The sequence below is a fragment of the Sulfitobacter sp. NFXS29 genome, from assembly GCF_040148765.1.
Taxonomy (GTDB): Bacteria; Pseudomonadota; Alphaproteobacteria; order Rhodobacterales; family Rhodobacteraceae; genus Sulfitobacter.
Genome location: NZ_JAGDED010000007.1, coordinates 102,395 through 127,214, shown reverse-complemented (window position 1 = coordinate 127,214; position 24,820 = coordinate 102,395). Strand labels below are relative to the sequence as shown.

Sequence of the window (24,820 nt, the reverse complement as noted above, 5' to 3'; positions counted from 1 at the left end):
CCTATGAACGCGGGGCGGTGGCGTCAAGATATGGCAGGGCACGCAGCGCATTTGTCACGATATCGTTGGGCAACACCATAAGCGCGGGGCGGGCGGTCCACAGAATGGCGGTCTTTATCCGGCGATCGGGGTAGATTTGGCGCAGCATATGGGCATAAGCGCCCATCTGGCGCAACAGCCCCTCCGGGCAGGCGTCGGCGGTCTCGGGGACCACGCGGTTGGTCTTGAAATCGACGGCAAGGATATGGTCCTCGGCGATCACCAATCGGTCGATCGTGCCGTGCAGACGCTGATGGCCCAAGCTGCCGGTCACGGGGACTTCGGCAATGGTCGTCTCGGTAAACAGCGGGGCGAGGGCAGGGGTGCGCAGCACCGTTTCGGCCTCACTTTCGGCGCGGGAAATCATTTCAGGTGGATGCGTGCGGGCCAAGCGGTCCAGAAATACCTGCCGCGCGTCCGGCCCCATGAGGGGCAGATGCTCCAGCAATTCATGGACCAAAGTCCCGTAACTCAGCGCGGTATCCATATCAAAGCCAGCCTCACCCGCCAGGGCCTTGGCGCCCCCAAGATCAGAGGGCGAAAGGGTCTTGTCTTCTCCCCGGGGGGACGGGGCCGAACGGGTGAAAATAGGGTCTAACACGGGCGTTGTGACGATTTTCTCTGGGGTCTCTACGATGTCGAGCGCATCCCAATCGCCCTGTTGATAGCGTAGCGTGCCATCATCGCCCAAGGGCTCGGCCCGGAGCCGGGCCAAAGCGGCAGCGGTGATCTGATACCAAGAGGATTCATCTTTCGACAATTCCCCCGCCGCCGCCACGATCAGCCATTTTTCGGCCCGTGTCATGGCGACATAGAAAAGCCGAAGCCGCTCTTGCAACGCGGCTTCTTTCATCTCGTCGAGCCGCGCGCGCATGGGCTGGGGCATGTCATCTGCCGGGGCTTTCCAGACGGGCGTGCCGTCGACGATGATGATCTCATCCTTGATCGTCACATCACGCCGCCCGGTATCGGGCAGGATCACGATCGGCGCTTCCAGACCCTTTGCCCCATGCACCGTCATCACGCGGATCTGGTTCGAAGCACTGTCGATCTGGCGTTTAATCTCCAGATCATCGGTCTGCATCCATTGCAGAAATCCGGTCAGGCTGGGCACCGTGCCGCGCTCGTAAGAGAGCGCTTGGCTCAGCATCGCATTGATCCCATCCTCGGCCTCTGGCCCCAGCCGCGCCAGCAGTTTGCGGCGCCCATCGTGGCGGGTGAGGATGCGTTCGATCAGGTCGTAGGGGCGCAGGTAATCGACCTGCCCGCGCAGATCGCGCAGCACGGCGAGGGTGGCGGCATGGGTCTCGGTCTGGCCGCGCAGCGCTTGCCAGAGGTGATCCTCTTTGCGGTAATGGGCGAGGGTGAAAAGGTCTTGTTCAGACCAGCCGAAAAGCGGTGATTTCAACGCGGTGGCAAGGGATAGATCGTCGTCCGGTGTGGCGAGGAACGACAGGATCGCCGCCAGATCGCGCACCGCCAGTTCGGCCCCGACCTTGAGCCGGTCCGCCCCGGCGATGGGCAGTTCCGCCGCCTTGCAAGCGCGGATGATTTCCGAAAACAGGGCCGAGCGGCGCTGCACGAGGATCAGGAAATCCCCCGGTTGTATGCGCCGCCGCGCCAAGCCGCCCTTGCTGTCGTCGGGCAGGTAATGCGCCTCGGTGGTTAGCTCTTTGATCCGCCGCGCGATACGTTCGGCCAGTTGCACGGTGTGATGCCGCGCGCTGCGGCGATCCACGGGGTCGGTCCAATCGCCCTCTTCATCGGGGCCTGCTTTTTCGATAAAGGGCCAAAGATCGACGCGGCCGGGCAGGCGGTCCTTAAAGGCCATATGGCCGTCATTGGTGAATCCGGTCTGGATCGCGGGATCGAAAACCCCATCGACCGCCTGCAAAATCGCCGAAGAGGACCGGAAGGAATAGGCGAGGCTACGGCGCTGAAAGAACTGCCCCGCTTCGCCGATTTTCTGCTCAAAGGTCGAGCCTTTGCGGTCCAGCTCTTCGGGGTCGGCGCCTTGGAAAGAGTAGATCGACTGCTTTTTGTCGCCCACGACGAAAAGCGTCCGGTCCACCTCATGACGTGCGCCAGCGCCTGAGTAAAATTCATCTGTCAGCCGTTCGATGACATCCCATTGCCGGGGCGAGGTGTCCTGCGCTTCGTCCACAAGGATGTGGTCGATGCCGCCATCGATGCGAAACAGCACCCAGGCCGCCACCGCCTTGTCGGTCAACAAAGCGCGGGCTTTGAGGATCAGATCGTCAAAGTCGAGCCAGCCGCGTTTTTGTTTCTCGTTGGCATAACGCTCAAGGAAACGGGCGGCGAAGCGGTGCAGCACATAGGATTTGCGCGCGGCCTTTAAGGCCAGCCGCGCTTCGCGGGCATCTTCGATGCGCTGCATCAACTGCTCAAGCTGCGGCATCTGTTCGGCGATGACCTTTTGCGTCGGCTTGGTGGGAAAACTGCCGATCTTGGCGGTGAAGGGCGCCTTGGCGCCGCTGCCGGTCAAAAGGGTATTCTCAAGCTTGGGCAGGGCAGAGAGATCGTAGCGGTCAATCTCTTGCAGCGCCGCGCCGGCCTTGCCGTCATTGCCGCCCTTGGCCAGCAGATGAGGAATGATCTCGGCCATCATCGCCGCTTCGCTGCCAAGAAAGACCGATGCCGCGATCTTCTCTTCGGTCAGGTCTTCTGGCTGGGCGAAAATCGTTAGGATCTCGGCCCATGACCGGGGATCGGTGAAAGCATCGCGCTGACCCACGATGCTGCGGGTAAGGCTGGCGAAATCTTCGCCCGTGTAATGCCGCGCAATGTCGGCCACCAGCGGGGCGTCGTCGCTCTCGGCCATCTCGTCGACGATCTCGGCCCGCAGCAGATCGGCGGCGCGGTCTTCGATCTCGGTGAATTGCGGGCTGACCTGCGCCTCCAGTGGGAAGCGACGCAGAAGGGCCGCGCAGAAAGAGTGGATGGTTTGGATTTTCAGCCCGCCCGGTGTCTCAATCGCGCGGGCAAAAAGGGTGCGGGCATTGCGCAGTTGCTCGGGTGTCAACTCTCCCTGCACGCCGAGATCGGCCAAAGCGCTGCGCAGCGCCTCGTCCTTCAGCATCGCCCATTCGCCCAAGCGTTTGAATAGACGGTTTTGCATCTCTGACGCGGCGGCCTTGGTATAGGTCAGGCAAAGGATGTGCTGCGGCTCCACATCATCCAGCAACAACCGCGCCACGCGGTCGGTCAGCACGCGGGTCTTGCCAGAACCTGCGTTGGCGGTGAGCCAAGTGGAGGCATCGGGCCGCGCCGCTTCGATCTGGGCGCGGGTGGCATCGTCAAAATCGCGCATCATTCCAAATCCTCTGGACGGGCAGAGCTGGTGCCGTCCCATTCGCCGAAACGGGCCAGTTGGTCATAATTTCCGGCAAAGGCATCGCTTTGCACCATGCGGCGCGCGGTGAAACCCTGCCCCTCATCAAGGTAGCGCGAGAGCAGCGCGTGCAGCCCGGCGAGCACCTCTTGCGGGTTCTCTTCTTCCAGCGGGGCAGGGACTTCGACGGGTTTCGACCCGAGCCCGATAAAGGCGGCATGGGCCACATGGGCCACGCCCACCTCGGGAAAACCGCCGCGCTCGACCATCGCCGCTTCGATCAGCAGTTGTTTGTCGAACAGCCGCTGTTCCTTTTTGCCCGGCGGCGTGCCGGTCTTGTAGTCATAGATCAGCACATCGCCATCATCGGTCTGGTCGATCCGGTCCGCAAAGCCGCTGAGGGTAAAGCCGAGGTCGGCAAAGGTGTAGCTGCCGCGCGCGCCCTGCTCAAAAGCGACGGGGCTGGAAAATCCGGCGCGTTGGCTTTCACGGGCGATGAACCAATCCGCGATCCGGTCAATCCGCGCCAGCCACATGGCGCGGGCAGCCGGCCATGGGGCTTCCTCCTCCAGCACTTCGGCGGCCACTTGCATCAGCGTGTCACGGGTCAGCCGCGCGGGGTCGCGGGCCACCAGCTTCACGAAATCCTCCATGATGCGGTGCAAAACGATGCCCCGCACCGGCGCGTCGGGAGATTGCACCAAAGGGTTGATCGGACGCAATTTCAGGCTGTGCTTGGCGTAGACGGCATAGGGATCACGGATCAGCGTCTTGATCTCGGTCACCGATAGTTTGCGGGGCCGCGCGGCACGGGGCGGGCGCGGCGAGGGGCGCGGCGCGGGGGCCGTACGCTCCACCGCCTCAAGGCCGCGCACCTGATCCAGCCAATAGCCGCCGCGTTGCTGCATCGCCTTCCACGCCTCCGGCCCGCCGGTGTCGCCCAAGCCGCCCAGCAGGTTGCCCAACCGGTTCAGCCAGCGCGAGGGCACCATTTCTGCCTCATCCGAGCGGATCGCGCGGGTGATCCAAACCTCGGGGCTGGCGATGGCCTGTTGGTAGTCATGCGCCGACAGGCCGATGCGCCGTTCGGGCAACAGCAGCCCGGCCTTCTCGCGCATTTGACGGTTGAGCCAAGGATCGGGCGGCGGGGCTTCGGGCCATGTGCCTTCGTTCAGTCCGCCGAGAATGACCAACTCGGCCCCCTGCACCCGCGCCTCCATCGTGCCCCAGATCATGATGTCGGGATGCGGGGTATCGGCCTCGCGCACCTCTTCTTGGGACAAAAGCGCGCCGAGCAGATCGGCATAATCGGCGGCATTCATCGCACCGCCATGGGCGGCATGCTCCGTCAGGTTGGCCATCACCGCAGCAGCCGCGATGCCCGCACCCTGCTGCCAGAGCAGGTGATCGGGGTCGGCGGTTTGCCCGGCGGCGATCCTTTCGGCCAGCGCCAAATGCGTGGCGACGCAATCGGGCAGGGGCCGCTCTCCGGAGGTGTCGTGGCCGGGGAAGGTCTCGCCCAGCCAAGCGACCCAATCGCGGAAACCGCTGGGGTCTTCCATCCGCTTCGCGGCGCGCTCTGCAATCTCGGTCAAGCTCTCGGCATCAGGATAGGGCAGCCCGTGACGGCGGATCTCGGCCTCAAGCCGCTGGGTATAGAGCTGGTGAAAGTTCCGCCCCGCGCCGCTGTGTGTCAGCGGGTGTTTCAGCAGGGTCAGCAGCGCCTCGGCGTCCAGTTTTCGGACGAACAGCGCCGCCACATGGCGCAAGAACCGCCCCGGTGGAGAGAGTTGCAGCGGCATCCCGGCGCTGTCGTCGGGCAGGATGTTCCAGCGATCAAGCGCCGCCGTGACTTGCCGGGTAAGCATCCGGTCGGGCGTGATCAACGCGGCTTTCACCCCATCTTCGGCAGCTTGGCGCAGACGCAGCGCGATGGCCAATGCCTCGACTCGCGGCGTGGGCGCTTCGATCAGGGTGATGTTGGCGGTGGCACCTTGCAGGTCTTCCAGTTTCGGCCCCTCACCCAGCCAAGCATGGGTGACCGGCGCGGGCCGGAGCGAAAGCGACACCAGCTTGTTGCGGGCCGTCGAAACCGGGGGCATCGCGCACCACGGCTCAACCGCGCCGCGCGCAACGCCGAGCATATTCATCAGCTTGCGAAAGCGGTATTGCGGATGATCTTCGGCCAGCAGCGCCTGATCCAATTCATTCCAAACGGCGGTCGGCATCTCAAAATCAAAACCAGGCAGGATGATCGCCCCTTGCGGCAGGCGGGCCACGGCCTCCATCAGCAGCGCGGTGGTCCCGCGCGACCCGGTGGAGCCAGCGAGGATGACCGGATGCTGCGGCGGCGCGTCCTGCCAACGGGCGATGATCCGGGCAACCAGTTGCCGCCGCCGCGCCTCGGCATCCGGGCGGGTTGTGGTCTGACCTAAATAGTCGTGGGCGATGGCAAGGAACCGCTGCGCGCGCTCCCAATGGGCCGAGAGATGGCCAACGTCCAGCCCCGCCACCGTCTCGGGCGAGACCCCTTCGCCCTGCATCTCGTCGATCAGGCCCGCAAGACTGTCCGACAGCGCATAAAGCGACGCGCGTGGCGCGAGATCCGGCGCGGCATCCAGCAGGCGCGACACCAGTTGAATGAGCTCCAGTCGCCGTTGCAGCGGCGGCGTTGGGGCAGGCAGCGCAATGCCGGGGCCCAAGGCATCAAGGTCGGTAATCAGCCGAATGCGGGGCAGAAACCCTGCCGGTCCTGCGTCGAAATCATGGCGCAACCGGCGTGCCATGCGGTTGGTGTTGACCAGCAGTTCAACGCGGGCCATCGCCTCGGGGGGGCCATTCTCCAACCGGTCGCAAAGCCCGCGCACCAACCCGCGCGGGAAGTCGACACCGGGGGCAAGGCCAAAGACGCGGGGGCTGTCTTGCGGCTCAAACATCGGCGCCCGCCAAAAGGCTTTCGGCAAGGGGAATACCGCCGGGATGGCCCACATCGCACCAACGTCCGGTATAGGACAGGCCAAACAACGTCTCGCGCTGAAGCATCATATCCCACAACAGGTTGAGCGAGAATTTCTTGGCCTCGATATCGGCCAGCAGATCGGTCTTGATGATCTGTATCCCGCCATAGACCTGCCCCGGCCCGCGCTTCAGGCGGCCATCCGCGGCGCGGGTAAAGTCGCCCGTTCCGCCATGGCCGAGGGCGTTTTCCAGCGGCACGGTCATCAATAGCGCTTCCATCCGCGCCGGATCCCACGCCGCTTGCAGCATCGCGAGCGGGTTCGACCCGGCCCAAACTGCGTCACTGTTCATGGTGAAAACCGGCCCCGCGCCCAGCAAAGGCAGGGCATTGCGCAGCCCGCCGCCGGTGTCGAGGATCTCAGGCGTCTCGATCACGGTTTTAACACCCTGCGCACGCAGATGGGCATCAAGCTGGTCGGGCAGATAGTGCAGGTTCGCCACGATCCGGGCGGGGGATATCCCGCGGGCGAGGTCCAGCGCATGGTCGATCAAGGGGCGACCTGCGACCGGCACCATGGGCTTGGGCTGGGTCTGGGTGAGATGCTTCATACGCCTGCCGAACCCGGCCGCGAACATCATGATGGCGTCGGGATAGTCGCGCATTGGCTTTTCAGTTGCTCCAAGAATTCGGGGGTCGGAGGGGGCAGTACGTTCGCGATAGAATCTGCCACCGCGGCAAGCGCGGGATGGCGCAGGTTATGTTGCAGATGTTGCCACACACGGGGGATCAGATCGACGTAATGCGGTTTGCCATCGCGCAGGCAAAGGCGCGCAAAGATGCCCAGAATGCGCAGATTGCGCTGGGCACCAAGCAGCGCATAGGCGCGGCGGAAGGGGGCGGCTTCTTGTCCGGTCTGGGCAAGGTAATAGTCGATGATCTGTGCCTCCACCGCGCGCGGAACATCACGGCGAGCGTCTTGCAGGATTGAGACCAGATCATAGGCCGGATGGCCCAGCAGCGCGTCCTGAAAATCCAGCAACCCGACGCGCGCTGCACCTTCGCGCTGCGGCAGCCAAAGCAGATTTTCGGCGTGATAGTCGCGCAGGATCACAACCTTGGGCGCGTCATCCAGCGCAGTGGCGAGGGGGCGGAAAGCCTGCGCGAAAGCGGCGCTTGCCACTTGCCCACGCTCGGGTGCGTAAAATTCGAATGCGGGGGCTGCCATGTCGGTCAGCCAATCGGCATCGCAAAACGGCAGATCCGGCATGGGGGCGCTATTCAGTTTGACCAATACGTCTGCGGCGGCGCGGTACAGCGGAAGTTCCCGAGCGGGATCAGCCGCCATCAGTCGCGCGAAAAGATCATCGCCAAGGTCTTCGATCAGCAGCAATCCGTGGTCGCTGTCCGCATGGTAAATCTGGGGGGCGCTGAGGCCGCAGGCCGTCAGATGCGCCGCGACCTCAAGGAAGGGGCGCACGTCTTCGCCGCGTTCGGGTGGGGCATCCATCAAGATGGCCCTATCCCCATTCGCTTTGCACAGCCGGTCATACCGCCGGTTGGAGGCGTCGCCCGCCAGCAGCTTGCGGGTGGCTCCGGCCCAGCCGGACGCTTGCAAAAAGGTCTCGATCAATGCGGCGCGTTCGGTCATCCGCGCCACTCTGTCAACTTGGCGGCCCAACCGCTGCCGGACCATTCGGCTGTCAGCGCGCGGCTGTCTTCATGGGCCCCGGGGGAAAGGCTGATCCGTAATGCCCCGGCGGGGGAGAGCGGGCCGAGACGATCTGGCCATTCCACCAGACAGATCGCGTCATGAAAGGCGTCGATCAGCCCCAGTTCCTCAATCTCATGGGTGGAGGTCAGACGGTAGAGATCGGCATGCCAGATCGCGCCGCTTGCCCCCTCATAGGTTTGTACCAATGTGAAGGTGGGCGAGGGGATGTCCTCGGGGTAGTCGAGCAATTCGGTGATCAGGGCGCGGGCGAAATGGGTCTTGCCCCCGCCGACATCGCCGCTGAGCAAAATAACATCGCCGGATGACAGGCGGCGGGCTAATTGCTGGGCGTGCCGAGCGGTGTCATCGGGGCCGCTGAGCCGGAGGGAAAGGGTATCGTCGGACATGCCCCATGCTTAGCGTGCCGACACGCAGCCGCAAGATTAAAGCGGCGGGAATGCCCTAGTTGGAGGGTTGCCGCCGGTCACATGCCGAAGGCATGGCGCTGCGGTCCGGGCGGGCCGTTCCAACCGGGGTCGGGCGAAAGCGCAAAAGCGTCGCGCCGGAAGCGATGGCCGAAATCTCACAAGTGAGGGCCCCGCCGTGGAGCGGAGCGACGGGCATGCTCCAACCCGCGCGGTCCCCTCTGCCCATGACAAACTCGGCCACGTCGGACCAAAGCGGATTGGCGGCCGACATCTTTTGCCAGACGCGGATCGCGTCGTTGATGGTAATCTCGGCAAAGCTTTTGTCGGGGTCTTGTTTCCATTGGTCGCGATAGGCGGCGTTGCAAAAGGTCAGCACGCCTGAGGCGGAGAAGACGGCGAAGCCATCTTCGAGCTTGTCCAGCAGGCTTTGGCTTTGCTCAAGCTCAGCGCGGAAATTGCGGGTCAGGGTGACTTCGGCGGTGATGTCTTCGATCAGGAAAGCGGTAGCCCCGTCGGGGTGGGGCCGGCCACGGATGCTATAGGTTTGACCGTTCTCAAGCGACCATGTCTCTTGATAGCGCCCATCGGTTGCGGCGGCGATGACCTCTGCAATCTCTTGACGCCAATTCTTGTAGTGCTTCGGTTCCGGCATGCGGCGGCTTTCGCGCAGCTGATCGAAAAAGGACACCATCGTCGGTCGGGCGCTGAGAAAAGGGGCGGGCAGGGCGGTCAGGTCAACCAGGGCAGGGTTGAACAGGGCCAATTGCCCGTTGCGGTCAAAAATCGCCAGCCCGATGGACAGATGCGCAAAGGTCTTGGCAAGGGTTTGAACGAAGTTGCGCTGCGCCTCTTCGGCGGCGACCACGGCATTGATGCAGGTGGCGTGATAGACCTGCACATTGTCTTCTGTCGTGGTGGTCAGCGCGTACCAATCGGGTTTGTCCCCGTCGCCGCAGCGCAGGCATACGCGGTTGGGATGTTCGGGCGAGGGCGTGCTGAACAATGCGGCGCCGCCGCATTCAGGATCGGCCGGAGCCTTGCGTTTCAGGGCCCCGTAAGCCCGGTTGTGCCAGATGATGCGGCCTGCGGCATTAGTCTGCCATGCGGGGTTGGGGCTGGTTTCGCTGGCCCGACGCAGCGCGGCGAGTTTTTGGAACGTCTCTTGCGTGATCTCTTCGGCCGCGCGGGTCTGGGGCAGGTGCAGCCAACATAGCGCGTCCCGCCATGTGATGCGAAGTTCCGAGGGGCTGTCGCCATCTTCTGCCGTGAGGGTCAGTTTGCCGGTGGCCCCGTGCCGGGCCGTGCGGGGAAATTCAGGAAACCGCGACAGCAGCGCTTCGCGGATGTCCTCCCACTGGTGGTGGCCGGGGGCGAGGGCAAAGCGGGTCAGCGCGCTGTCGGAGCCGTGGATCAATTCGCCGTCTTCGAAAAGCAGGCTCATATCGTCAATGCCGGGCGGTGCCGCAGCGGGGCGGCCCGTTGCTGTGCTAAGCCACCAAATGGCGGCCAGAGCGGTGGTGAAAGCGGCGGCAAGCACGATGATAACGTCTGGCAATGCCATGACGGATACCCCTTTCGGCAAATGCGACGCCCTATCTTGAGAGCCAAAGGTTAACGGCGGGTTAACAAAAGCATAGTTCCCCCTTTCAAGCCGTCAGGCGCTGGTTCTCGCCCATCACGGTATCATCGGGGCCAAGGTCCAGCAGGCGGCGCGGCCAGACGACTTCGACCACCGCACCGCTGCCTGCGGGCGGCAACCCGCGCAGCCAACCGCTGTCTGACCCATTGGCAAACCGCAGCCGCGCGCCGGACCGTTCGAGGAAGGTCTTGGCGATGAAAAGCCCCAGCCCCATGCCCTCATATTCAGGGCGCGCCGTCTCGCTTGCCGTGCCGCTACGGCGGCGCAGGAAGGGGTCGCCGATCCGCCCCAGATGCTGCGGCGGAAAGCCCGGCCCGTTGTCGATGATGCGCACCGAGATATCCTCGGCGGACCATTCGGTTTCGATCCAAACCGTGCTCTCGGCAAAATCCACCGCGTTCTGCACCAGATTGCGCAGCCCGTGAATGATCTCGGGTTTGCGCGGGATGGTGGGGGGGCGCGCGTGATCTCGGGCCATCGGGTTGTCAGAGAACATCACCGTCTTGCCGCGCTCCAGATGTGGCTCGGCGGCCTCTTTCACCACGGCGGTAAGTTGCGCGCGTTGCATATGCAGATCGTCTTTCCCAATGCGGCCCATATCGCGCAGGATATCGCGACACCGGTCAGCCTGATCGCGGATCAACGCGGCGTCTTCGGCCAGATCGGGCCGGTCTTCGAGGTCACCCAGCAGTTCGGTGCTGGCCAGTTTGATGGTGGCTAGGGGCGTACCCAATTCATGGGCGGCAGCGGCGACAACACCGCTGAGGTCCGACAGTTTCTGCTCCCGTGCCAGCACCATCTGCGTGGCTGAGAGCGCATCGGCCATGGAGTGGACCTCGGTCGTGACGCGCCGCGAATAGGCGCTGGTGAAAACGATGGCGATCAGCAGCGCTGCCCAATGGCCAAAGACAAAAATGCCGGGCTGGCGCAGCACATCGCCCGACTGAGTGACAAGCGGCAGATGCCACAGCGCCAGCACCGAAGCCGCGACAATCGCGGTAGCGCCCAAAACCAGTGTCGAACGCAGGCTGAGTGCGGTGGCCGAGATCGTTACCGGGGCCAGCAGCAGCAGCGCAAAGGGATTGTGCAGCCCCCCGGTCAGCCCCAGCAGGGCGGTCAGTTGCAGCAGGTCAAACAGAACCATGGCTAGGTTTTCGCGCTCGGACAGGCGTTTGTTCTGTGGAAAGACAAAGGCCGCGACGAGGTTGCCGACCACCGAGGCACCGATGGTCAGATAACACAGACCAAAGGCCAGTTGCAGCCCAAGCGCCCATTGCGCCACGGTGACGGCGGTCAACTGTCCGGCGATGGCGAACCAGCGCAGCAGGATCATCGTGCGCAGCCGGATCCAACTGGCGCGGGTGCGCCCGTCGAGGGGCCGAATATTTGCCTGCGTCATCTTAGCCCCATCACTTTATTGCGTCTTGCATCACCTGCGATCTAGCGTAGATCTGCGGCGAAACACGATCAAGAGCGGCCATCGGCGCAAAGGACTGACATGAAACAGATGATTGCATTTGGTGCGGTTGGGGTTGCAGCGGTATTTCTAGCGGGCACGGCCTTTATGGTGCTGCGCGGCGAAGATGATGCCTATGCCTCTTGCCGGTCAAGCCAAGTGGCGGGGGGCGATATTGGCGGTCCGTTCGAATTGGTCAATGGCGCGGGCGAAACCGTCACCGATGCCGATGTCATCACCGAGCCTGCTTTGCTCTATTTCGGCTATACCTCTTGCCCCGATGTCTGCCCGCTGGACGTGGACCGCAACGCCGCCGCCACCGAAATCCTAGATGAGCGCGGCCAAAGTATCACGCCGGTTTTCATCACCGTCGACCCGGCACGCGACACACCCGAAGTGGTCGGTGACTTTGCCGAGGTGATGCACCCGCGCATGGTGGGGCTGACCGGCTCGCCGGAACAAGTCAAAGCAGCCAGCCAAGCTTACCGCACCTACTACAAGGCCCACCCGGCAGATGAGAATGGCGAATACCTCGTCGATCACTCGACCTTCAGCTATCTGGTCATGCCCGAGGAAGGCGTCGTCGACTTTTTCCGCCGCGAGGTCCGGCCCGAGCAGATGGCCGACAGCATTGGTTGCTTCATCGATCAAAGCTGAAATTGACCCGCCGCGATAGCCGCCCCATATTAGCCTTGGAGAGGGGACGTTGATGCAGGATATTTCCGACTTAGGCCCAGACCGCAGCTTGCTTTTGGTCGATGACGATGAGCCGTTTCTGCGCCGCTTGGCCAAGGCGATGGAGAAACGCGGCTTTGAGGTGGAAACCGCAGGCTCTGTCGCGGCGGGCAAGGCCATCGCCACGGCACGCCCCCCGGCCTTTGCCGTGGTTGACCTGCGGCTTCAGGATGGCAACGGCCTTGATGTTGTGGAAGTGCTGCGTGACAAACGTGCCGATGCGCGGGTTGTCGTGCTGACGGGCTATGGCGCGATTGCCACGGCGGTTGCCGCGGTGAAATCAGGGGCCACGGACTACCTCTCAAAACCGGCTGACGCGAATGACATCGTGAATGCGCTTTTGGCAACCGGAGGCGATCTGCCCGAGCCGCCGGAGAACCCGATGAGTGCGGACCGCGTGCGGTGGGAGCATATCCAACGGGTCTATGAGCTTTGCGATCGCAACGTCTCGGAAACCGCGCGGCGGCTGAACATGCATCGGCGCACCTTGCAGCGCATCCTGGCAAAACGCTCGCCGCGCTAAAGCTCTAACCGTTTCCAGATTTTATCGACGCGGGTGCCATCGGCCAGCGTGCAATCGGGCAGGCGGCGGAAATCCTCGAACCCGCGGCTTTGGTAATAGGCCAAGCCACCCAGATTGTCGGTGCGGATAATCGCGTGGATATGGGCATAGCCGAGGTCGCGCGCGGCAGTCTTCGTCTGTTCGAACAGCGCCGAGCCAATGCCGAACCCCGTCTCGCCCACCCGCACAAAGGTCGCGACATCCACACCGCCTTCGGGCAGATCTGGGTGGGGCTCGATGTACTGAAAGCCTTTGATTTCTCCCCGCCCGTCTTCGGCCAGATGCCATGCGCTGTCGGGCGCGGCCATCCAACCTTGGAACTCGCGCGGGGTGACGGGGGTGACCATGGCGGTGGTGCCGCCCTTGGCGATAATCGCGTTCAGCAAGTCGGCCAAGGCGCGGGTATCAAGCGCCCCGGCACGGCGGACATGAATCACGCCATCTCGCGCAGCAGCGCCTCATGGCGTTGGGTAAACTCTGCCCGTACCTCGACCGGTGGGCGCAGCAGGATGCTCAGCCCCTCCATCAGCGCCGCGTCGGGGCGGCCAAAAAAGCGCGTCGCCTCGGTTTCGGAAAAGCCTGCGATCTGGCTGGCCTCCATCCAAGCACTGACGCGATCCGCCTTTTTGATCTGTTGCTTGACGCGCACCGGCAAACTGGCCGGCAGGCCAAACCGGACATGCACGGCGGTGGTCAGCCGGTCATCCAGCGCGCGATAATCCGGCCCCACTGCAGCCTTCACGGGCGAGATCATGTCCCCGATCACATATTCAGGCGCATCATGCAGCAGCGCGGCCAAGCGCCATTTCGCAGGCGCACAGGGGGCGATCCGGGCAAATATCGTTTCCACCAGAAGGGAGTGTTCGGCCACCGAATAGGCATAGTCTCCCCGCGTCTGCCCGTTCCACCGCGCGACAAAGGCCAGACCGTGGGCGATGTCTTCGATCTCGACATCCACCGGGGTGGGGTCGAGCAGATCAAGCCGTCGACCTGACAGCATCCTTTGCCATGCACGTGGTTTCTGCGCCATCCGCCGGAGTCCTTACCTCGTGATCCTTGGGAACAAATCCCTGTCAAACCTGTTCATCCCACGAAGGAGATAATCATGAAACCCGTTTTTTCCGGTACGATACTTGCAGTTACCTTGGCCACCCTCGCCGGTGCGGCGCAGGCAGAAGAAGTCTGCATGCCCGCCAAGGAAATGAAGTCGGCTCTGATCGATTGGTACGGCGAAAAGCCTGTGCCGGGTCAGCGGGACGACAACAGCCAACTCTGGGCATCGGATCAATCGGGCACATGGACCTTGGTCAAGACATTGGCCGACGGCAATGCCTGTGTGCTAGCCCAAGGCGATGACTGGATGGCGGGTCTTTCGGGCGATAAGCAATTGGCCGCTCTTCAGCGTTGACCCTGCGGGGGTCATTCCCCATTCACATTGAGAATTCGCGGCGAAGGTGCTAACCGCCCTCCAACACTTCAAACAGGAGCGCCGCATGGCCCACGACTATATTGTTAAGGATATCAATCTGGCGGCCTACGGGCGCAAAGAGTTGGACATCGCCGAGACCGAGATGCCGGGCCTGATGGCGCTGCGCGACGAATACGGTGAGAGCAAGCCGTTGAAAGGCTCGCGGATCGTTGGCTCGCTGCATATGACCATCCAGACCGCCGTTTTGATCGAGACGCTGGTCGCGCTTGGCGCCGATGTGCGTTGGGCGTCTTGCAACATTTTCTCCACCCAAGACCACGCCGCGGCGGCCATCGCCGAAGCGGGCGTTCCGGTCTTCGCAATTAAAGGCCAGTCGCTGGTTGAGCATTGGGATTACCTCGACAAATCCTTCATGTTCCCCGACGGCCCGAACCTGATCCTCGACGATGGCGGCGATGCGACGCTCTATATCCTGCTCGGTGCACGGGTTGAGAATGGCGAAGACGAGCTGATCTCCGTTCCCAAGTCCGAGGAAGAAGAAGCGATTTTCGCTCAGATCAAAAAGCGTATGGCCGAAAGCCCCGGCTGGTTCACCAAGATGCGCGACCAGATCAAAGGTGTATCCGAGGAGACCACCACCGGCGTGCACCGTCTCTATGATCTGGTGAAGCAGGGCCAATTGCCCTTCCCCGCGATCAATGTGAACGACTCTGTCACCAAGTCGAAGTTCGACAACAAATATGGCTGTAAAGAAAGCCTCGTCGACGGTATCCGCCGCGCCACCGACACGATGATGGCCGGTAAGGTCGCTGTTGTGATGGGCTATGGCGATGTGGGCAAAGGGTCTGCCGCGTCTCTGCGCGGTGCAGGTGCCCGCGTGAAGGTGACCGAGGTCGACCCGATCTGCGCGCTGCAAGCCGCGATGGACGGTTTCGAAGTCGTGCTGCTGGAAGATGTTGTCGGCACCGCCGATATCTTCATCACCACCACTGGCAACAAAGACGTGATCCGCATCGAGCATATGCGCGAGATGAAGGACATGGCGATTGTTGGCAACATCGGCCACTTCGATAATGAAATCCAAGTTGCCGCACTGAAGAACCATAAATGGACCAACATTAAAGAACAGGTGGACATGATCGAGATGCCGAACGGCAATCGTCTGATCCTGCTCTCCGAAGGCCGTCTGCTGAACCTTGGCAATGCCACCGGGCACCCGTCCTTCGTGATGTCCGCCTCCTTTACCAACCAAGTCTTGGCGCAGATCGAACTGTGGGAGAACACCGACAAATACGGCAACGACGTTTATATCCTGCCCAAGCATTTGGATGAGAAAGTCGCCCGCCTGCACTTGGATCGGATCGGCGTGAAGCTCTCAAAACTGAACCCCGAGCAGGCCGCCTATATCGGTGTAACGCCTGAAGGCCCGTTCAAGCCCGAGCATTACCGCTACTAAGCCGCAAAGAGTTCCCTCTTTGGTAAGGTTTCAACGCCGCCCCGCAGACCGTCGGGGCGGCGTTTTTGTATTAAAGTTCTGAAACTCCTAAGGAAATGCGGCCCATCGGCGGATTCAAGCACATATCTGCCGGTAGCAAATGGCGGGCGGAACATAGTCACCCGGGCGGTGTTTCTTCCCCAGACCACTGAAAAGGAGTATCGAAGATGAAACGTACATTCCTGAAATCCACCGTCGCCGCCCTTGCACTGACTGCGGGCACCGCATTCGCTCAGACTGCCGACACCGAAGCCGGTGCAGCAGCAGAGGCCGAGGCCACAATCTCGGGTGAGAGCGTGAGCAACACCGCCAACGATTTGACCGCCACTGTTGAGAAACAGGCCGAGCAAACCGCTGAGATGTCACGTGAGAATTCCGACGACTACGATGGAACCAACGACGCCAACAAAACCGACGAAATTCTGACCGCCCCGACTGAGAGCGCGGGATTCGACGGTGACACCGAAGTCGACAACGAAGCGGAGCTGACCGCCGAAACCGATGGCGTGACCCCGTTGACGGATGCCGAAGCCGATCTGGCCGGGAACGCAGATTCAGAGTCGAATTCGACCCTGAGCACCGACACCAGCGGCACTGTCACAACAGAGACAGACACCGATCTGGCAGCCGATGAAGACGCCGATATCGACAGCGAAATGACTGCCGAGATCGAAGGCGAAGCCGAAACCGATCTGGAAGAGAATGTCGCTTCGGACACCGAAGCGAACATGGAAACAGACGTCACACGCACCGACACCGGCATGAGCAATGCCTTCTCCGGTATGGTTGTGGGTGATCTGGTCGGCCTGACCGTCGTCGAAGCGGATGGGGATACCATCGGTGACATCGACTATGTGATCAAGACTGATGCTGGCTATGCCGCTGTCGTTGGTGTGGGTGGCTTCCTTGGCCTTGGCGAACACACCGTCGCCGTGCCGCTTGAGGAAATCTCCATGGCCGCCGAAAACGACCTGAAGCTGAGCTCTTGGACCAAAGCCGAGCTGGAAGCCCAGCCGGAAGTTGATGAAGATGCAATCGAAGGTCTCGAAGACGACGTCCGTCTTGACGACGCATCCTAAGCGACCCGCGATATCGAACTCAGAGGCGCCCTATCGGGCGCCTCTTTGCGTATGCGGGCGTGGTCGACGGGGGCAGCCAGCCGGGGTCGCGAAATAAATCTTTTGCAAAACAGGGTTATGGCCTTAGGCTCCGGTTTCAGGAACCCCTGAAGCCGAAGTTACTGTTGGAGAGAATTTTATGGGCAAGCGTGACGAATGGATCGCGAAATACGCCGAGGACCTGAAGAACAAATGCGGCATGGACCCGGATATGGACCTTTTGACCAAGGTGACCATCGGTTGCGGTCCGTCGATCTACAACGCCGACGCGCAAACGGTGTCTGCCAGCGATACGGCTGAATTGAACACCGTAAAGGATAACTTCCTCATTAAGAAACTCGGCCTGCCGGATGATGAGCACCTCATGGGCGGCATCCAGAAAGTGATTGAAACCTATGGCCGGTCAGAGCGGAACAAGTACCGCGCCGTGGTCTATTACATGCTGGTCAAACATTTCGGCAAAGAGTCCGTCTACGGCTGATCGCCGGAAAGACTTACCAAAACCTTACCTCGGACGCGCGCTTGGTTAAGCGCGCGTTTCGTTTTTGATGGGGCTTTGACACAGTAGAAAGTTGAGAAATTCAATGACTTCTGCTATCACTCTTTTATCGGCTTGATGCGCTGATAAGAGTTTAAAGAACATGTGTGGTGGTTTTGGGAGCACATGGGGTGAGAAGGGTTCTGGCGGGGTGCCGGAACCCTTTTTCGTTTCCCAACCGTTAGTTTTTGGCCGGTCTTAGGGCCCGACCCTAGGGCGCAGTCTTGCCCAAAGCGCAGATGAGGTCCCATTCCGCTTCGGTTACAGGTTGCACCGATAGGCGGGAGTTTTTCACCAGCACCATATCCTCCAGCCGTGGGTCGGCCTTGATCGTATCCAGTGTCACAGGCAGTCTGAACGACCGCACCGCTTTGATATCCACACATTCCCAACGCGGGTCATCGGTGCTGCTGTCGGGATGCGCTTCGGCGCAGACTTCGACGATGCCGACGATCTCCCGGTCCTTTTGCGAGTGGTAGAAGAACCCCAGATCGCCGACCTTCATCTCGCGCATGAAGTTGCGTGCTTGATAGTTGCGCACGCCGTCCCATTCCTCGCCCGCGTCGCCTTTGGCCTTCTGGTCGGCCCAGCTCCATGTTGCGGGTTCGGATTTGAACAACCAATAGGCCATTAGCCGATCACCCGGTTCCAATGGGTCAGGGTCACGCTTTGGAACAGACCGGCCTTGGCATAGGGGTCATTCGCGGCCCAATCCTCGGCTGCGGCCATATCCGCTACGTCCAAAATAATAAGCGAGCCGATCATGCCGCCTTCGGCATTCAGCAGCGGGCCAGCTTGGGCCACGGCATCGCTGGACTTGAGATAGGCCAAATGGTCGGGCCGGTTTTCCTGACGGATCGGCAGGCCATCGGCTTTGTCATGGGCGATCAAGGCAACAAACATATCATTCTTCCTTTAGGGGTCGGGTCAGTAGTGATTTCATGGCGCCAGCCACATCTAACTGGTTGTCGAGTAGCCCGGCAACTGCGCGGGTGATCGGCATATCGAGCGCGGCCTCGCGGGCCAGCGCATCCACAGCGCGCGCGGTGGCGGCACCCTCGACCGTGGTCGACGGGTCGAACGGCGTGCCTTGGCCAAGCGACTGCCCCAGCCGGTAGTTGCGCGATTGCTCCGACGTGCAGGTCAGCGTCAGATCGCCAAAGCCCGAAAGCCCGGCCAGCGTTGTCGGCTCCGCCTTCAGATGCGCGGCAAGCCGCTGCATTTCGGCATAGCCGCGCGTCATCAGGGCGGCCCGCGCGCTTTCCCCCAGACCCGCCCCAATCGCGGCCCCGCTGGCGATGGCGACAACGTTTTTCAGCGCCCCGCCCAGTTCCGCGCCGATGGTATCCGTGGTGCGGTAAAGGCGCAGGTTCGCCGTGGTCAGTTCCGCTTGCAGGTATTTGCCCGCCTTCGCATCAGCACAGGCTAAAGTCAGCGCGGTGGGCAGGCCTCGTGCGATATCGGCGGCAAAGCTAGGCCCCGTAAGGATCGCTGCCGTCGCATCGGGGATGGTCTGGGAGATCACGCTCACCGGCCCGACGCCGCTGCTGAGTTCGATCCCCTTGCAGCAGGCCACCAGATGTTTCCCGTGAAGCGCGTCTTTGTGGTCTTCCAAGACACTCCGCAGCCGCTGCATCGGCACGGCGAGCAACAGGATCTCGGCCGCGCTCGCTTGCTCAAGGCTATCGGTCACGGTAAGCGTATCAGGGAAAGGGCACCCCGGCAGGCGTTTGGCATTTTCACGGCGCTCGGCCATATCCCCCGCATCGCGCGCCCAGAGCGTCACCGGCCCTTTGCCCGCCAGCGAAATGGCCAGCGCCGTGCCGAATGCACCGGCGCCCAGAACAGATACACTCATGCCTTGGCCCCCTTCTTGCCACTGCCCAGCATCGAAGGCCGTGCGGTATCCAGCGGCCAGCGCGGGCGGGCCGAGAGCGTCAGATCATCGGCCTCGCGCAGGGCGGCTTGCTCTCCAGCAGCGAAGGCGATCATCGCGGCGTTATCGGTGCAAAGCGCCAGCGGCGGGGCGACGAAACGCGCCTGCTGTTCCTCTGCAACAGTCTCTAACGCGGCACGGATGGACTTGTTTGCCGCCACCCCGCCCGCCACACAAAGGCCCCGCGCGCCCTCTGCCGGATACTCGGAAAAGGCGCGGCGCGTCTTATGTGCGAGCACATCGACCACGGCAGCTTGAAACCCTGCCGCCAGATCCGCCTGATCTTGCCGGGTCAGCCCGCCACGCTCTGCCACGCATTTGTCGCGGGCGCGCAGCACGGCGGTTTTCAGGCCCGAAAAAGACATGTCGCAGCCGTCGCGATCCAACAGCGGACGCGGCAGGGCGAAGCGCGTGGGCTCGCCCTCCTGCGCGCATTTCTCAATCGAAGGCCCCCCGGGCTGCGGCAGACCCAACAGGCGCGCAACCTTGTCAAAGGCTTCGCCCGGCGCGTCATCAATGGTGCCGCCAAGGCGGTCAAAACTCTCCGGCCCGCGCACCAGCAGGAACTGGCAATGCCCACCCGACACCAGCAGCATCAGATAGGGATAGGGTACATCATCGGTCAGCCGCGGCGTCAGGGCGTGGCCCGCCAGATGGTTCACCCCATAAAGCGGTTTGCCCGTCGCCGCCGAAAGCCCCTTGGCACACATCACGCCTGAGACAACCCCGCCGATCAGCCCCGGCCCCGCAGTGACGGCGATGGCATCGATCTGCGGCAGGCCGATCCCAGCCTCGGCCAATGCCTCTTCGACACAGTGATCCAGCTTTTCCGCATGGGCGCGGGCGGCGATCTCGGGGACGACGCCGCCAAAATCGGCGTGCAGCTCGGTCTGGCCGGCCACAACCGAAGCCAGCACCGTGCCGCGCCCATCCGCGCCCATACGCACCACGGCGGCAGCGGTATCGTCGCAACTGCTTTCCAAACCAAGGATCAAGCGGGTCTGAGGCTGGGTAGAGGGCATGGGGGCTTTCCGTTGCAAGGCACCTGTACCGCAGGTAACACCGCTATCACGCGCAAACAATGCCGGAGCCTTGTGATGCCACAGCCAAGATTGCTTCTGACACGTCCACATCCCGGTGCCGCGCAGTTTCTGGATCGGCTCTCGCCCGCGTTGCGGGACGGGGCGGTGATTTCCCCCCTGATCGAGATTGCCCCGACCGGTGTAGGGGTCGATCTCGCGCCCTTCGCCGGGGTGATCTTTACCTCGGCCAATGGTGTGGCCCATGCGCCAAAGGGGGACGGGCGGCCTGCCTTTTGTGTCGGCCCGCAGACCACGGCGGCGGCGGCGAAAGCGGGCTGGCGGGCGCAGATGGCCGGGCTGGATGCCCAAGCGCTGATCGCGACCCTCTCGGGGCAGCCGCAGATTGCCCCGCTCTTGCACCTTGCCGGACGCCATCGGCGGGCGGATGTTGCCGCAATTTTGGGCGCTTCGGGTCTGACCGTTGACGTCGCAACGGTCTATGAACAGAACCTTTTGCCGCTCTCCGCCGCGGCGCAAACCCTTTTAAACGGGCCAAATCCTGTCATCGTGCCGCTCTTTTCCCCCCGCAGTGCACAGCATTTCGCCCGCGAGGCCAGTTGCACAGAGCGGGTCATCGCCCTGTCGATCAGCCCCGCCGCCGCGCAGGCGCTTGAAGCTCTGCCGCTCTATGCGCATGATGTCGCTGCGGAACCCACTGGCGAAGCCATGGCGGAGGCCGTTGAAAAACTTTTCCGCTGCACCACCTTGCCTTGAGGGGCATTGGTATGCCGGGTAAGCTCGCCACTGCGAGCGGATGATAGGTTCAGAATCGAAAGGCGTACGGCGTGGCAAAACCCAAAAAGACGGTCAGCAAAAGCGAAGCGGACAAGACCACGGCCGAACAGACGCCCCCTCAGGCGGATAAGGCAGTAGCGGCGGAGAAAGCTGACGCGCCGAAGCCATCCGAGACCGATGCCAAGGGTACGGACACGGTGAAGCCCGACGCGCCGAAGACCGAAGATGTCAAACCGGATGCAGCGAAAGCCGAGCCCGGGAAAACAGACTTGGGCAAACCCGAGCCGGGCAAAACAACCAGCACTGCGCCAGTAACGGACACTGCGCCCGCAGCGGAGAAAGCCACGGCGAAGCCGACCGCCGCAAGAGACGCGGTCAAGCGTGATGATAAGGCACCCGCTAAGGCGGAGAGCACCTCTACCGCCAAAGATACGACGCCAAAGACGCCCTCGGCTAAGGATGATACCAAACCAACGTCCAGCGGCGTTGCGCCTAAGGACAAACCGGTTTCCCAAGACAAACCAACGACCGATCCCGCGCCCTCGCGCGCATCGGCAGCCGCGTCTAAGCCGGGTGACAGCACATCGAAGCCCGCGGCAACAAAGACCGAAAAGCCAAGCGCTACGACCCCCAAGCCAACCCCGACGCCGACCCCCGCGCCCGTTCAGAAAGAGCGCAAGCGGAGCGTGTTTTTCCCCATGCTGCTCGGTGGGGCCATTGCTGCCGGACTGGGGTTTGCCGCATCAGAATACGACGTTCTTGGCTCCCGCGCGCAGGGGGCTGCGGAATTGCAAAACGCGATCGAAGCGCAGCAGGCCCGCATCGCTGAGTTGGAAGCCCGCGCTGATGAGCCTGCGGCCCTGCCAGAAAGCCTGCCGCAGGTCGACGCGATCAGCGCAGAGTTGACCGCCGCACGCGAAGAATTATCGGCGCTTCAAAGCCAATTGGCCGAGATCGACAGCCGCCTCGCCACGGTTGAGAAACAGCCCGTAAGCGGTGGCGAAAACGAGATTGCAGTCGCGGCCTTTGAACGTGAAATGGAAGCCCTGCGCGCCTCGGTGGCTGAGCAGCGCCGCGAAATCGAAAGCCTGCTGGATAACGCCCAAACCGCCGAAGAGGCGACCGCCGCCGCCGCAGAAGCAGCCCGCGCCCAGACCGGCCTGACCCAGATGAACGCCGCGATCAGCGCCGGACGCCCCTTTGAGGCCGCGCTGGCCGAGTTGCATGAAGCCGGGGTTGAGAACATTCCCCAAGCGCTGACTGAGACCGCCGCGGGCGGTGTGGTCACCCTCGCCAATCTACAGGCGCGTTATCCCGACGCCGCGCGGCAGGCCCTGGCCACCGCCCGCGCCGCCGTGCCGGAAGAAGGCGAAGGCGGCTTTGGCAGCTTCCTGAAACGGCAGCTTGGTGCCCGCTCGGTCGCGCCCCGCGAAGGGACGGACCCCGATGCTGTCCTCTCCCGCGCCGAAGCGGCGGTGCGCGATGGCCGTTTGACCGATGCACTGGCCGAGATCGAAACGCTGCCCGCCCCTGCGCAGGACGCGATGGCGGAATGGCTTGCCGATGCCCGCGCGCGTCAGGCGGCTGAAACCGCCGCCAATGAACTCTCCCAACGCCTGACGGCCAACTGAGGAACGAAAAATGCTCTGGTCTCTAATTAAAATCGTTCTGTTCGTCGTGCTCGTCGCCGCTTTGGCATGGGGTGCGGGCTTCTTACTGGAAAGCGAGGGCGGCATACAGCTGACCGTGGCGGGCACCGAATATACCCTTGGGCCACTTCAATCGGTGATCGCCGTGCTGCTGTTGATGTTCGCGGTTTGGGCGCTGCTCAAGATCGTGGCGCTGCTGTCGGCGGTCTGGCATTTCCTGAACGGGGATGAGACCGCCCTGTCGCGCTACTTTGACCGCAACCGGGAACGGAAGGGCTATGAGGCGCTGTCGGACGGGCTGATGGCGCTTGCCAGCGGTGAGGGTCAGGTTGCGATGGCCAAGGCCGCCAAGGCGGACCGCTATCTCAAACGCCCGGCGCTGACCAATCTGCTGACCGCGCAGGCCGCAGAGCTTGCAGGCGACCGTCGCAAGGCAGAGCGGACCTATCGCAAGCTGGTCGAAGACGAAAAGACCCGTTTCGTCGGCGTGCGTGGCATCATGAAACAAAAGCTGGCCGACGGGGATACCGAGACGGCGCTGAAACTGGCCGAAAAGGCCTTTGCGCTGAAGCCCAAACACGAAGAAACCGGCGATACGCTGCTGAAGTTGCAGGCCGAAAAGCATGACTGGACCGGTGCGCGCGGCACCCTGCAGGCTAAGTACAAAAACGGCCACCTGCCGCGCGATGTGCACAAACGCCGCGACGCGGTGCTGGCCCTTTCCGAAGCGCGTGACGTTATCGCCGAAGGCAACAGCATCGAGGCGCGCGAAGCCGCGATCGAAGCCAATCGCCTGTCGCCCGATCTGGTGCCCGCCGCCGTGATGGCCGCGCGCAGCTATATCGCGCAGGACAAACCGCGCTATGCCTCGAAAGTGTTGCAAAAGGCGTGGAGCGTGCATCCGCACCCCGATCTCGCCGCCGCCTTTGCCGAGATCCAGCCGGACGAGACCCCGCCGCAACGGATCAAGCGTTTCCGCGCGCTGACCAAATCGCAGCCTGACCATCCTGAAACCAAGATGCTGCTGGCCGAATTGCACATCGCCAACGAGGACTTCCCCGAAGCGCGTCGTGCGCTTGGCAATCTGGTTGAGACCGACCCTTCCGCGCGATCCGTCACGCTTATGGCCGCGATTGAGCGGGGCGAAGGCGCGTCTGATACGGTTGTGAAAGGCTGGCTGACACGCGCACTGAATGTCTCACGCGGGCCGCAGTGGATTTGTGAGAACTGCCACCATATCCACGCCGAATGGAAGCCGATCTGTGAGAACTGCAAAAGCTTTGACACATTGGAATGGAAGACCCCGCCGCTCTCCGAAGTCGCCATGCCGAGCGGTGTGCAGATGCTGCCGCTGATCGTCGGTGCCCCGGAAACGACACCGCCAGAAGGCGCGCTGACAACCCGGACCGACGACATCGAAGAGGCGGAGTTGGTGACAGACCCAGACGAGCCGACCAATCCCGAGGCCTCGAAAAAGGCGCCCGATCCTACAGCTTGATGTCGTAGGTGACCCAGTTGGTCCGCGTGGCCAGCTTGTCATACACCCCACGGCCGCGGTAGTTATCCTCGGCCGTGATCCAGCGCACGAGGCTCCAGCCGCGTTTCTGGGCGATCTTTTTCACCTCCCCGATCAGCGCGTCGGCAGCCCCGCTGCCGCGTGCTTCGGGTGCCACGAATAGATCGTCGAGGAAGCAGCCCGTCGCCGCCGCCAAGGGGCGCGCGAAATGGCGGAAATGGGTCAGGCCGATCACACGGCCTTCGGCGTCTTCGCAGACCAGCCCTTCGACCTCTGTCAGCGGATCATGCAGCCAAGACCAGACCCGCGCGCGCATCTCTGGCGTCTGCTCGACTCTGTAGAATTCGGCATAGCCTTGATAGAGCCGCTCCCAATCGGTGCGGTCATGGTCTTTCACGGTTCGGATCGTAAGGTCGGACATGGCGGGCTCCCTTCGCTGGC

At 62.6% G+C, this 24,820-nt stretch carries 23 protein-coding genes; 9 read left to right on the top strand and 14 right to left on the bottom strand.

Features of this window, described 5'->3' with window-relative positions; genetic code table 11:
* Position 1: 1 nt before the first annotated feature.
* The 7 genes from addA to regB form a co-directional block, all read right to left on the bottom strand.
* Positions 2-3,373, bottom strand: a complete 3,372-nt coding sequence (gene addA / locus J3456_RS12585; protein ID WP_349580541.1) for a double-strand break repair helicase AddA — start codon at positions 3,371-3,373, stop codon at positions 2-4.
* Positions 3,370-6,327, bottom strand: a complete 2,958-nt coding sequence (gene addB / locus J3456_RS12580) for a double-strand break repair protein AddB (RefSeq protein WP_349580540.1) — start codon at positions 6,325-6,327, stop codon at positions 3,370-3,372. Before addB ends, addA begins: the two co-directional genes overlap by 4 nt.
* Entirely contained in the window at positions 6,320-7,012 is a 693-nt protein-coding gene (locus J3456_RS12575; RefSeq protein ID WP_349580539.1) for a nucleotidyltransferase family protein, read from the bottom strand. Before J3456_RS12575 ends, addB begins: the two co-directional genes overlap by 8 nt.
* Positions 6,985-7,998: an aminoglycoside phosphotransferase family protein gene (locus J3456_RS12570; RefSeq protein WP_349580538.1), complete on the bottom strand. Its 1,014-nt coding sequence runs from the start codon at positions 7,996-7,998 to the stop codon at positions 6,985-6,987. Before J3456_RS12570 ends, J3456_RS12575 begins: the two co-directional genes overlap by 28 nt.
* Positions 7,995-8,468, bottom strand: coding sequence for a tRNA (adenosine(37)-N6)-threonylcarbamoyltransferase complex ATPase subunit type 1 TsaE (tsaE, locus tag J3456_RS12565; protein ID WP_349580537.1), 474 nt, complete (start codon positions 8,466-8,468; stop codon positions 7,995-7,997). Before tsaE ends, J3456_RS12570 begins: the two co-directional genes overlap by 4 nt.
* 55 nt (positions 8,469-8,523) lie before the next feature.
* Positions 8,524-10,050, bottom strand: a complete 1,527-nt coding sequence (locus J3456_RS12560) for a PAS-domain containing protein (RefSeq protein ID WP_349580536.1) — start codon at positions 10,048-10,050, stop codon at positions 8,524-8,526.
* Positions 10,051-10,135: 85 nt separating this feature from the next.
* A complete protein-coding gene (regB, locus tag J3456_RS12555; RefSeq protein ID WP_349580535.1) occupies positions 10,136-11,527 on the bottom strand; it encodes a sensor histidine kinase RegB in 1,392 nt (463 codons plus the stop codon).
* 99 nt (positions 11,528-11,626) lie between these two features.
* On the opposite strand from regB, the gene J3456_RS12550 reads away from it, so the two are divergent.
* Both J3456_RS12550 and J3456_RS12545 read left to right on the top strand, forming a co-directional pair.
* Positions 11,627-12,241 (top strand): SCO family protein, encoded by a 615-nt coding sequence (locus J3456_RS12550; protein ID WP_349580534.1) that lies wholly within the window; start codon positions 11,627-11,629, stop codon positions 12,239-12,241.
* Positions 12,242-12,293: 52 nt separating this feature from the next.
* Positions 12,294-12,842, top strand: coding sequence for an ActR/PrrA/RegA family redox response regulator transcription factor (locus J3456_RS12545; protein WP_067935816.1), 549 nt, complete (start codon positions 12,294-12,296; stop codon positions 12,840-12,842).
* On the opposite strand, the gene J3456_RS12540 is transcribed toward J3456_RS12545, so the two are convergent.
* Both J3456_RS12540 and J3456_RS12535 read right to left on the bottom strand, forming a co-directional pair.
* Entirely contained in the window at positions 12,839-13,318 is a 480-nt protein-coding gene (locus J3456_RS12540; RefSeq protein ID WP_349580533.1) for a GNAT family N-acetyltransferase, read from the bottom strand. The genes J3456_RS12545 and J3456_RS12540 overlap by 4 nt on opposite strands.
* The gene (locus J3456_RS12535; protein WP_349580532.1) at positions 13,315-13,911 is read right to left on the bottom strand and encodes an HD domain-containing protein; all 597 of its coding nucleotides are present in this window, start codon (positions 13,909-13,911) and stop codon (positions 13,315-13,317) included. Before J3456_RS12535 ends, J3456_RS12540 begins: the two co-directional genes overlap by 4 nt.
* Before the next feature lie 75 nt (positions 13,912-13,986).
* On the opposite strand from J3456_RS12535, the gene J3456_RS12530 reads away from it, so the two are divergent.
* The 4 genes from J3456_RS12530 to J3456_RS12515 all read left to right on the top strand — a co-directional run bounded on the left by J3456_RS12530 (position 13,987) and on the right by J3456_RS12515 (position 17,404).
* Positions 13,987-14,289 (top strand): S-adenosyl-L-homocysteine hydrolase, encoded by a 303-nt coding sequence (locus J3456_RS12530; protein WP_349580531.1) that lies wholly within the window; start codon positions 13,987-13,989, stop codon positions 14,287-14,289.
* Between the two features lie 85 nt (positions 14,290-14,374).
* A complete protein-coding gene (ahcY, locus tag J3456_RS12525; RefSeq protein WP_259946817.1) occupies positions 14,375-15,766 on the top strand; it encodes an adenosylhomocysteinase in 1,392 nt (463 codons plus the stop codon).
* A 206-nt stretch (positions 15,767-15,972) separates the two neighbouring features.
* Positions 15,973-16,884 carry a PRC-barrel domain-containing protein gene (locus J3456_RS12520; RefSeq protein ID WP_349580530.1) on the top strand — a complete coding sequence of 304 codons (912 nt, stop codon included), beginning with the start codon at positions 15,973-15,975 and terminating at the stop codon, positions 16,882-16,884.
* A 178-nt stretch (positions 16,885-17,062) separates the two neighbouring features.
* Positions 17,063-17,404 (top strand): DUF2853 family protein, encoded by a 342-nt coding sequence (locus J3456_RS12515; protein ID WP_349580529.1) that lies wholly within the window; start codon positions 17,063-17,065, stop codon positions 17,402-17,404.
* 268 nt (positions 17,405-17,672) lie between these two features.
* On the opposite strand, the gene J3456_RS12510 is transcribed toward J3456_RS12515, so the two are convergent.
* From J3456_RS12510 to tsaD, 4 genes are read right to left on the bottom strand one after another with little or no spacing between them, the layout of a single operon-like run.
* Positions 17,673-18,092 carry an EVE domain-containing protein gene (locus tag J3456_RS12510; RefSeq protein ID WP_349580528.1) on the bottom strand — a complete coding sequence of 140 codons (420 nt, stop codon included), beginning with the start codon at positions 18,090-18,092 and terminating at the stop codon, positions 17,673-17,675.
* Entirely contained in the window at positions 18,092-18,364 is a 273-nt protein-coding gene (locus J3456_RS12505) for a YciI family protein (protein ID WP_259946823.1), read from the bottom strand. The genes J3456_RS12510 and J3456_RS12505 overlap by 1 nt, the downstream gene beginning before the upstream one ends.
* Position 18,365: 1 nt before the next feature.
* A complete protein-coding gene (locus J3456_RS12500; protein ID WP_349580527.1) occupies positions 18,366-19,319 on the bottom strand; it encodes an NAD(P)H-dependent glycerol-3-phosphate dehydrogenase in 954 nt (317 codons plus the stop codon).
* Complete coding sequence (gene tsaD / locus J3456_RS12495) at positions 19,316-20,419, bottom strand: tRNA (adenosine(37)-N6)-threonylcarbamoyltransferase complex transferase subunit TsaD (protein WP_349580526.1); 1,104 nt, start codon at positions 20,417-20,419, stop codon at positions 19,316-19,318. The genes J3456_RS12500 and tsaD overlap by 4 nt, the downstream gene beginning before the upstream one ends.
* A 75-nt stretch (positions 20,420-20,494) precedes the next feature.
* On the opposite strand from tsaD, the gene J3456_RS12490 reads away from it, so the two are divergent.
* The 3 genes from J3456_RS12490 to J3456_RS12480 all read left to right on the top strand — a co-directional run bounded on the left by J3456_RS12490 (position 20,495) and on the right by J3456_RS12480 (position 24,361).
* Positions 20,495-21,193 carry a uroporphyrinogen-III synthase gene (locus tag J3456_RS12490; RefSeq protein ID WP_349580525.1) on the top strand — a complete coding sequence of 233 codons (699 nt, stop codon included), beginning with the start codon at positions 20,495-20,497 and terminating at the stop codon, positions 21,191-21,193.
* A 71-nt stretch (positions 21,194-21,264) separates the two neighbouring features.
* On the top strand, positions 21,265-22,845 hold the full coding sequence (locus J3456_RS12485) for a hypothetical protein (protein WP_349580524.1): 1,581 nt from the start codon (positions 21,265-21,267) through the stop codon (positions 22,843-22,845).
* A 10-nt stretch (positions 22,846-22,855) separates the two neighbouring features.
* Positions 22,856-24,361: a heme biosynthesis protein HemY gene (locus J3456_RS12480; RefSeq protein ID WP_349580523.1), complete on the top strand. Its 1,506-nt coding sequence runs from the start codon at positions 22,856-22,858 to the stop codon at positions 24,359-24,361.
* Here the strand turns inward: J3456_RS12480 and J3456_RS12475 are convergent.
* Positions 24,351-24,800, bottom strand: a complete 450-nt coding sequence (locus tag J3456_RS12475; RefSeq protein ID WP_349580522.1) for a GNAT family N-acetyltransferase — start codon at positions 24,798-24,800, stop codon at positions 24,351-24,353. The two genes, J3456_RS12480 and J3456_RS12475, sit on opposite strands and share 11 nt — an antisense overlap.
* Positions 24,801-24,820: the final 20 nt, after the last annotated feature.

What these genes read in the sequence shown, in the direction of transcription:
- addA (WP_349580541.1), bottom strand. Translation starts at nt 3,373, where the DNA reads ATGATGCGCGATTTTGACGATGCCACCCGCGCCCAGATCGAAGCGGCG.
- addB (WP_349580540.1), bottom strand. Translation starts at nt 6,327, where the DNA reads ATGTTTGAGCCGCAAGACAGCCCCCGCGTCTTTGGCCTTGCCCCCGGT.
- J3456_RS12575 (WP_349580539.1), bottom strand. Translation starts at nt 7,012, where the DNA reads ATGCGCGACTATCCCGACGCCATCATGATGTTCGCGGCCGGGTTCGGC.
- J3456_RS12570 (WP_349580538.1), bottom strand. Translation starts at nt 7,998, where the DNA reads ATGACCGAACGCGCCGCATTGATCGAGACCTTTTTGCAAGCGTCCGGC.
- tsaE (WP_349580537.1), bottom strand. Translation starts at nt 8,468, where the DNA reads ATGTCCGACGATACCCTTTCCCTCCGGCTCAGCGGCCCCGATGACACC.
- J3456_RS12560 (WP_349580536.1), bottom strand. Translation starts at nt 10,050, where the DNA reads ATGGCATTGCCAGACGTTATCATCGTGCTTGCCGCCGCTTTCACCACC.
- regB (WP_349580535.1), bottom strand. Translation starts at nt 11,527, where the DNA reads ATGACGCAGGCAAATATTCGGCCCCTCGACGGGCGCACCCGCGCCAGT.
- J3456_RS12550 (WP_349580534.1), top strand. Translation starts at nt 11,627, where the DNA reads ATGAAACAGATGATTGCATTTGGTGCGGTTGGGGTTGCAGCGGTATTT.
- J3456_RS12545 (WP_067935816.1), top strand. Translation starts at nt 12,294, where the DNA reads ATGCAGGATATTTCCGACTTAGGCCCAGACCGCAGCTTGCTTTTGGTC.
- J3456_RS12535 (WP_349580532.1), bottom strand. Translation starts at nt 13,911, where the DNA reads ATGGCGCAGAAACCACGTGCATGGCAAAGGATGCTGTCAGGTCGACGG.
- J3456_RS12530 (WP_349580531.1), top strand. Translation starts at nt 13,987, where the DNA reads ATGAAACCCGTTTTTTCCGGTACGATACTTGCAGTTACCTTGGCCACC.
- ahcY (WP_259946817.1), top strand. Translation starts at nt 14,375, where the DNA reads ATGGCCCACGACTATATTGTTAAGGATATCAATCTGGCGGCCTACGGG.
- J3456_RS12520 (WP_349580530.1), top strand. Translation starts at nt 15,973, where the DNA reads ATGAAACGTACATTCCTGAAATCCACCGTCGCCGCCCTTGCACTGACT.
- J3456_RS12515 (WP_349580529.1), top strand. Translation starts at nt 17,063, where the DNA reads ATGGGCAAGCGTGACGAATGGATCGCGAAATACGCCGAGGACCTGAAG.
- J3456_RS12510 (WP_349580528.1), bottom strand. Translation starts at nt 18,092, where the DNA reads ATGGCCTATTGGTTGTTCAAATCCGAACCCGCAACATGGAGCTGGGCC.
- J3456_RS12505 (WP_259946823.1), bottom strand. Translation starts at nt 18,364, where the DNA reads ATGTTTGTTGCCTTGATCGCCCATGACAAAGCCGATGGCCTGCCGATC.
- J3456_RS12500 (WP_349580527.1), bottom strand. Translation starts at nt 19,319, where the DNA reads ATGAGTGTATCTGTTCTGGGCGCCGGTGCATTCGGCACGGCGCTGGCC.
- tsaD (WP_349580526.1), bottom strand. Translation starts at nt 20,419, where the DNA reads ATGCCCTCTACCCAGCCTCAGACCCGCTTGATCCTTGGTTTGGAAAGC.
- J3456_RS12490 (WP_349580525.1), top strand. Translation starts at nt 20,495, where the DNA reads ATGCCACAGCCAAGATTGCTTCTGACACGTCCACATCCCGGTGCCGCG.
- J3456_RS12480 (WP_349580523.1), top strand. Translation starts at nt 22,856, where the DNA reads ATGCTCTGGTCTCTAATTAAAATCGTTCTGTTCGTCGTGCTCGTCGCC.
- J3456_RS12475 (WP_349580522.1), bottom strand. Translation starts at nt 24,800, where the DNA reads ATGTCCGACCTTACGATCCGAACCGTGAAAGACCATGACCGCACCGAT.